The sequence below is a fragment of the Teichococcus aerofrigidensis genome (assembly GCF_054073225.1).
The window spans coordinates 23630-29629 of record NZ_JBSXMU010000042.1 but is presented as its reverse complement, the minus strand read 5'-3'; the positions used below and the strand labels follow the sequence as shown (position 1 = coordinate 29629).

The 6000-nt window shown below is 71.1% G+C and carries 7 protein-coding genes; all 7 read right to left on the bottom strand.

The window, feature by feature from the left end:
- Nucleotides 1–271 (bottom strand): translation initiation factor IF-2 associated domain-containing protein (locus ACVMLK_RS11015; protein WP_457486424.1); only part of this gene is annotated, 271 nt, incomplete at its 3' end.
- Nucleotides 272–331: 60 nt separating this feature from the next.
- The gene (locus ACVMLK_RS11010) at nucleotides 332–958 is read right to left on the bottom strand and encodes an RNA-binding protein (protein WP_422924735.1); all 627 of its coding nucleotides are present in this window, start codon (nucleotides 956–958) and stop codon (nucleotides 332–334) included.
- Between the two features lie 19 nt (nucleotides 959–977).
- Entirely contained in the window at nucleotides 978–2588 is a 1611-nt protein-coding gene (nusA, locus tag ACVMLK_RS11005; RefSeq protein ID WP_198366990.1) for a transcription termination factor NusA, read from the bottom strand.
- A gap of 2 nt (nucleotides 2589–2590) precedes the next feature.
- Entirely contained in the window at nucleotides 2591–3175 is a 585-nt protein-coding gene (rimP, locus tag ACVMLK_RS11000; protein WP_457486423.1) for a ribosome maturation factor RimP, read from the bottom strand.
- Nucleotides 3176–3360: 185 nt separating this feature from the next.
- Complete coding sequence (locus tag ACVMLK_RS10995; protein ID WP_457486422.1) at nucleotides 3361–3846, bottom strand: hypothetical protein; 486 nt, start codon at nucleotides 3844–3846, stop codon at nucleotides 3361–3363.
- 97 nt (nucleotides 3847–3943) lie between these two features.
- Complete coding sequence (trmB, locus tag ACVMLK_RS10990) at nucleotides 3944–4633, bottom strand: tRNA (guanine(46)-N(7))-methyltransferase TrmB (protein ID WP_457486421.1); 690 nt, start codon at nucleotides 4631–4633, stop codon at nucleotides 3944–3946.
- A gap of 128 nt (nucleotides 4634–4761) precedes the next feature.
- Entirely contained in the window at nucleotides 4762–5949 is a 1188-nt protein-coding gene (metK, locus tag ACVMLK_RS10985; RefSeq protein ID WP_198366986.1) for a methionine adenosyltransferase, read from the bottom strand.
- Nucleotides 5950–6000 lie beyond the last annotated feature (51 nt).

The following is a 6000-nucleotide window of genomic DNA, read 5'->3' as shown; positions in this document are numbered from 1 at the left end:
CGCCGCGCGTGCCGGGACCGGAGGCGCCGCGCTGCGGGCCACCGGCCATGCGGGGGCCACCCGCCTGCGGGCCCGCGGCCGGCTTGGCGCCAGGGCCCGCCGGGCCACCGGCCCGCTTCTTCACCACCTCGACCTGCACGGTCTTGCCGCGACCGTGGCTGAACGACTGCCGCACCGTACCGGCGGCCTCCGTCTTGCCCAGCTCGAGTCGTCCGCCGGGCCGGAGGCTCAGCCTGCTCTTCGCAGCATCCTGTTCATTCTGGTCGCTCATTCGTTCGCCTGAACCCGATCCGTCTTGTGCCATCAATCCTGTCGCGAGCCGTTGCCGGGCTCACGTCCCCGCTCCGCTCGCGTTTGAGGAGACAGCGGCCAGACGGCCCGCCTCCTGCACCAAAATGTCCGCGATGCGTCCGGGTGCTATCGCCACGTGCACTGCATGATCCCTTCCGAACACCGCGCCCAACTCCTCCGCCGTCAAGGCCAGCACCAACGCGACATCGCGCCGGCCGGCCAGCCTTGCCCGCTCCGAGGGGCTTCCGTCACTCGCCTCGACCAGCACGCCGACCCGTCCGGCCTGAAGCCATTCGCGCACCTGCTGGAAACCGCACACCGCCTGTCCGGCCCTGCGCGCCAGGCCCACCTGATCGCGCAAGCGATCCCTCAGGCCTTTTTCAATCCGCGCGCGAAGATCGGGGGGCACATGCACCTGGCCGCGGGCCGCCCTCGGAAAGGCGCCCCGGCTCACGGCGCGTTCTAGCACATCGGCCCTCGCGCTCAACCACATTCCCCGTCCGGGCAGCTTCCCGCCGAGGTCGGGCACGATCTCCCGCGCATGCGTCCCGCCGGGACCGATGACGAAGCGGATCATCGCTTCCTTCGGCCCGCTCTCCCGCGTGACGATGCAGCGGCGCAGCGGACCCTTCGGCTCCGGCTCCGGGCCTTCCCCCTCGGGGGGCAGGCCCGGCGGGAACTCCGCCTTACCGTTCGTCGCCCGTCTCCCCGGCCTCGGCCCGCGGCGTCTCCGCCGCCGGATCCTCCACGGGGCCCTCATCACCCGTCCCGCCGTCCTGCTGGCCTTCCTGGGCGAACCAGTGCTCGCGGGCGGCCATGATGATGGCGTTCGCGGTTTCCTCGTCCACCGCCTCGGGGCCGAGGATCTCGATCAGCTCGTCGGCGGCGAGATCGGCCAGATCGTCCAGCGTCTTCACGCCCTTCTCGCCGAGCGTCACCAGCATGGCGGGGCTGAAGCCGCCGGCCTCGGCCACCGCGTCCTCGACCCCGAGCGCCTGGCGCTTCTCGTCGAGTTCCTGATCGCGGCGGTCCAGGAAGGCCTGGGCGCGCCGCTTCAGCTCGGCGGCGACATTCTCGTCGAAACCCTCGATCTCGGCGAGATCCTCCTCGGGCACCTCGACCAGCTCCTCGATCGAGGAGAAGTCCTCGCTGACCAGCAGGCCGGCGATGACGTCGTCCACGTCGAGCGCCTCGACGAAGAGGCCGGTCCGCTTGCGGAACTCCTCCTGCCGGCGCTCGCTGGCCTCGGCCTCCGTCAGGATGTCGATGTCCCAGCGCGTCAGCTGCGAGGCGAGCCGCACATTCTGGCCGCGCCGCCCGATTGCCAGCGACAATTGGTCATCCGGAACGACGACTTCAACCCGCTTGCTGTCGTCGTCCATCACCACCTTGGAGACCTCGGCCGGGGCCAGGGCGTTCACGACGAAGGTGGGATTGTCGGCCGACCAGGGGATGATGTCGATCTTCTCGCCCTGCAGCTCGGCCACGACGGCCTGCACGCGGCTGCCGCGCATGCCGACGCAGGCGCCGACCGGGTCGATCGAGCTGTCGCGGCTGATCACCGCCATCTTGGCGCGGCTGCCGGGGTCGCGCGCCACCGCCTTGATTTCGATGATGCCGTCGTAGATCTCCGGCACCTCCTGCGCGAAGAGCTTGGCCAGGAAGCCGGGATGCGTGCGGGAGAGGAAGATCTGCGGCCCGCGCGGCTCCTCGCGCACGTCGTAGATATAGGCGCGCACGCGGTCGCCGTTCCGGAAGGCCTCACGCGGGATGGTCTCGTCGCGGCGCAGCAGCGCCTCGGCGCGGCCGAGATCGACCATCAGGTTGCCGTACTCGGTGCGCTTGACGACGCCGTTGACGACCTCGCCGACGCGGTCCTTGTACTCGTTGAACTGCTTGCCGCGCTCCACCTCGCGCACCCGCTGCACGATCACCTGCTTGGCGGTCTGCGCGGCGATGCGGCCGAAGTCGATCGGCGGCAGCGGATCGACGATGAACTGGCCGACCTCGATGCCCGGCTGGATCTTCTGCGCGATGCGCAGCGGGATCTGCGTCGCCTCGTTCTCCACCGGCTCCTGCTCGACCACCTCGGTCCAGCGCGAGAGCTTCACCTCGCCCGAGCGGCGGTCGATGACGGCGCGGATATCCTTCTCGTGCCCGTACTTGGCGCGGCCGGCCTTCTGGATGGCCTGCTCCATCGCCTCCAGGACCTCGTCGCGCTCGATCATCTTCTCGCGGGCGACGGCCTCGGCGACCTGCAGCAGCTCGGGGCGGGCAATGGCGACATCGGCGGCCATGGTCAGTTCCTCTCGTCGCGGGGCGTCTCGGCCCCGTCTTCGTCCTCGTCCTCACCCGCCGCGGCCCTCAGGCGCGCGGCCTCGGCCGCCGTGGCGGCGATCAGCTCGTCGGTCAGCACCAGCTTGGCGCGGCGCATGTCGGCCCGTGGCAGGGCCACCTCGCCGCCATCCTCCAGCCGCAGCCGCACCATCTCGGCATCGGCGCCGAGAGCGATGCCGCGGAAGCGGCGCCGGCCCTCGAAGGGGATGCTCATCTCCACCGTCGCCAGCTGGCCGGCGAAGCGCTGCCAGTCCTTGGTACGGGTCAACGGACGGTCGATGCCGGCGGAGGAGACCTCGAGGTTCCATTCGCCGGTGAAGGGATCGTCCACGTCCAGCACGGCGCCGACGGCGTGGCTGATCGCCTCGCAATCCTCGACGCCGATCAGCCGGCCATCGGCGCGGTCGGCCATGATCTGGACGGTGGGCGTCTGCTTGCCCTGGATCTGCACGCGCACGATCTCGTAGCCCATCGACGCCAGGGTCGGCGCGATGGCGGCGGTGATGCGGGCCTCGAGGCCCTCGTTGAGAGGCAGATCGTCTTCCAAAAAACAAAAAAGGCGGCCCGCGAAGGCCACCCCCCTGACTGTGCAGCGAAGATGTTCTGCCAGCCATATAGTCCCAGGCCGGAGGCGGCACAAGGAAAACCACGGATTAGGGCGGGGAGGGGACTGCCCGGCGCGCCGGCCTGTCGTGCCCCGGCCTGTCGTGCCCCGGCCTGTCGCGCCCTGGCCTATCGGACCAGGGAGAGCCGCGCCAGATGCGTCACCCGGCAGAGGCCGTGGCTGCGGCGGGACAGCACCTCCCCCGAGAGACGGTTGTCATAGACCTGGGCGAGGCCGAAGCCGTGCAGCCGCAGCAGCAGGAAGTGGCCGGTCACGCGGACCAGATGCAGCCCGGGGGCGAGTCCGCCGCGCCGCGCCAGCCCGAGCAGCGTGGGCCGGCCCGCGACCTCCAGGGACTCGACGGTCACGCCCCCCAGGTCGAGCGCCGCCACCACGTCGCGCCAGTAGGCGATGTCGATCTCGCCATGGGCATAGCGCTCCGGAGCCGCCTGGCGCAGCAGGCCGCAGGCGGCGTGGTAGGAGCAGTCCGCCGCCAGCGCCACCGCCGCCGGCCCGCACCAGGCGGCATAGCCGCCCCGCTCCGCCGCCAGGGCCTCCGCGCCGCGCCGCCCGGCCTCGTCGCGATCCAGAGGATTGAAGAAGCGCCTGTCCATGCGGCGCACGGTGTGGGGCGGGGCGAAGGGGGTCAATGGATTTGCATCGCACCCGATGCAAAGAAACCGCAGTGTTGCCCGCCGGCCACGAATCGGCTCAGCCGCGGCGGCGCCAGATCCAGTACAGCGGCCGGCGCCCCTCGCGCAGCGCCTTGGCCTCGTAACGCGTGCCGGGCCAGCCCTCGGGGCGCGACTCGGCCAGCGAGACCGGCTCGAAGACGTCCTGCGCGCCCATCACCTCGCGCACCCAGTCCTGGTAGGTCGGGTCGTCGGTGGCGATGCGCCATTCGCCGCCGGGCCGGATGGCGCGGCCGAGCACCGGCAGAATGGCCGGATGCACGAAGCGCCGCTTGGCGTGGCGCGCCTTGGGCCAGGGGTCGGGGAACATCAGGAACAGGCGCGAGAGGCTGCCCTCGGGCAGGGCGCGCAGGAGGCGGCGCGCATCCTCGGTCCAGAGGCGCAGGTTGGGCGGCAGCGGGGCCGTCGCCTCGCCACCCTCGGGCACCAGCCGGCCGAGCAGCGAACAGATGCCGTTCTCGAAGACCTCGGCGGCGATCAGCCCGGCGCGCGGATGCGCCGCGATCTGCGCCAGGGCGTGCTCGCCGCCGCCGAAGCCCACCTCCAGCCAGAGCTCCTCCGGCCGCCTGGGAAAGCTGCCCAGCGGGTCCAGCGGGTCGAGGGCGAGGCGCGGCAGGGTCGTCTCCAGCAGGGCCTGCTGCCGGGCGCGCAGCGGATGGCCCCGGCGGCGGCCGTAGAGGCGATCGGGGACGGCGGGGGTCTCGGTCATCGGTCAAACCAAATGAAAAGGAGGGGCAGGGGAGAGGAAACCCCCCCCCCTGGAAATTCCCCCTGGCCCCTCCCGTCGTCGCGGGAAGGCCGGCCCCGGCGGCGCCGAAGCGCGCCGGGGCCGCCGCGTCACCGGCCGAAGGCGCGCTTCAGCTCGGCGGCGAGGTCGGTCTTCTCCCAGGTGAAGGTGCCCTTCTCGGCATCCGGCGCGCGGCCGAAATGGCCGTAGGCGCTGGTCGGCGCGTAGATCGGACGGTTCAGGTGGAGATGCTCGCGGATGCCGCGGGGCGAGAGGTTGACCATCTCGTTCACCACGCGGGCCAGCTTGGTCTCATCCACGTCGCGGCCGGTGCCGTGCAGGTCGAAATAGACCGAGAGCGGCTTCGAGACGCCGATGGCGTAGGAGACCTGGATGGTGCACTTCTCGGCCAGGCCGGCGGCGACCACGTTCTTGGCCAGGTAGCGGCAGGCATAGGCCGCCGAGCGGTCCACCTTGGTCGGGTCCTTGCCCGAGAAGGCGCCGCCGCCATGCGGCGCCGCGCCGCCGTAGGTGTCGACGATGATCTTGCGCCCGGTCAGGCCGCAGTCGCCGTCCGGGCCGCCGATGACGAAGGTGCCGGTCGGGTTCACGTAGAACTCGTCCTCGGGCACGCTCCAGCCGTCGGGCAGGCTGCTGACCACGATCGGGCGCACCAGCTCGCGCACCTGCTCCTGCGTCATCCCCTCCTCGTGCTGGGTGGAGACGACGACGGAGGAGACGCCGACCGGCTTGCCGTCCACGTAGCGCAGCGTCACCTGGGACTTGGCGTCGGGCAGCAGGCCGGCCACCAGCTTGTCCTTGTTGCGGCGCAGCTCGCTGATGCGGCGCAGGACCAGATGGGCGTAGTAGAGCGGCGCCGGCATGAGGTCGGGCGTCTCGGTGCAGGCATAGCCGAACATGATGCCCTGGTCGCCGGCGCCCTCGTCCTTGTTGCCGGCGGCGTCCACGCCCTGGGCGATATGCGCCGACTGGGCATGCAGATGGCAGGCGATCTCGGCGTTCTTCCAGGAGAAGCCTTCCTGGTCGTAGCCGATGTCGTGCACCGCCATGCGCGCCAGATGCATCAGCAGCTCGGGCGTCACGCTCGCCGGGCCGCGGGTCTCGCCGGCCAGGATGATGCGGTTGGTGGTGACCAGCGTCTCGCAGGCGACGCGGGCATAGGGATCGGCCTCCAGGAAGGCGTCCAGCACGGTGTCGCTGATGCGGTCGGCCACCTTGTCGGGATGGCCCTCGGAGACGGATTCCGAGGTGAACAGATATTCGCCCTTGTCGCGCATGGCCTCATTCGTCCTCTTGTCGCGGCGGCGACCGGTTCGCCCCGGCCTGGC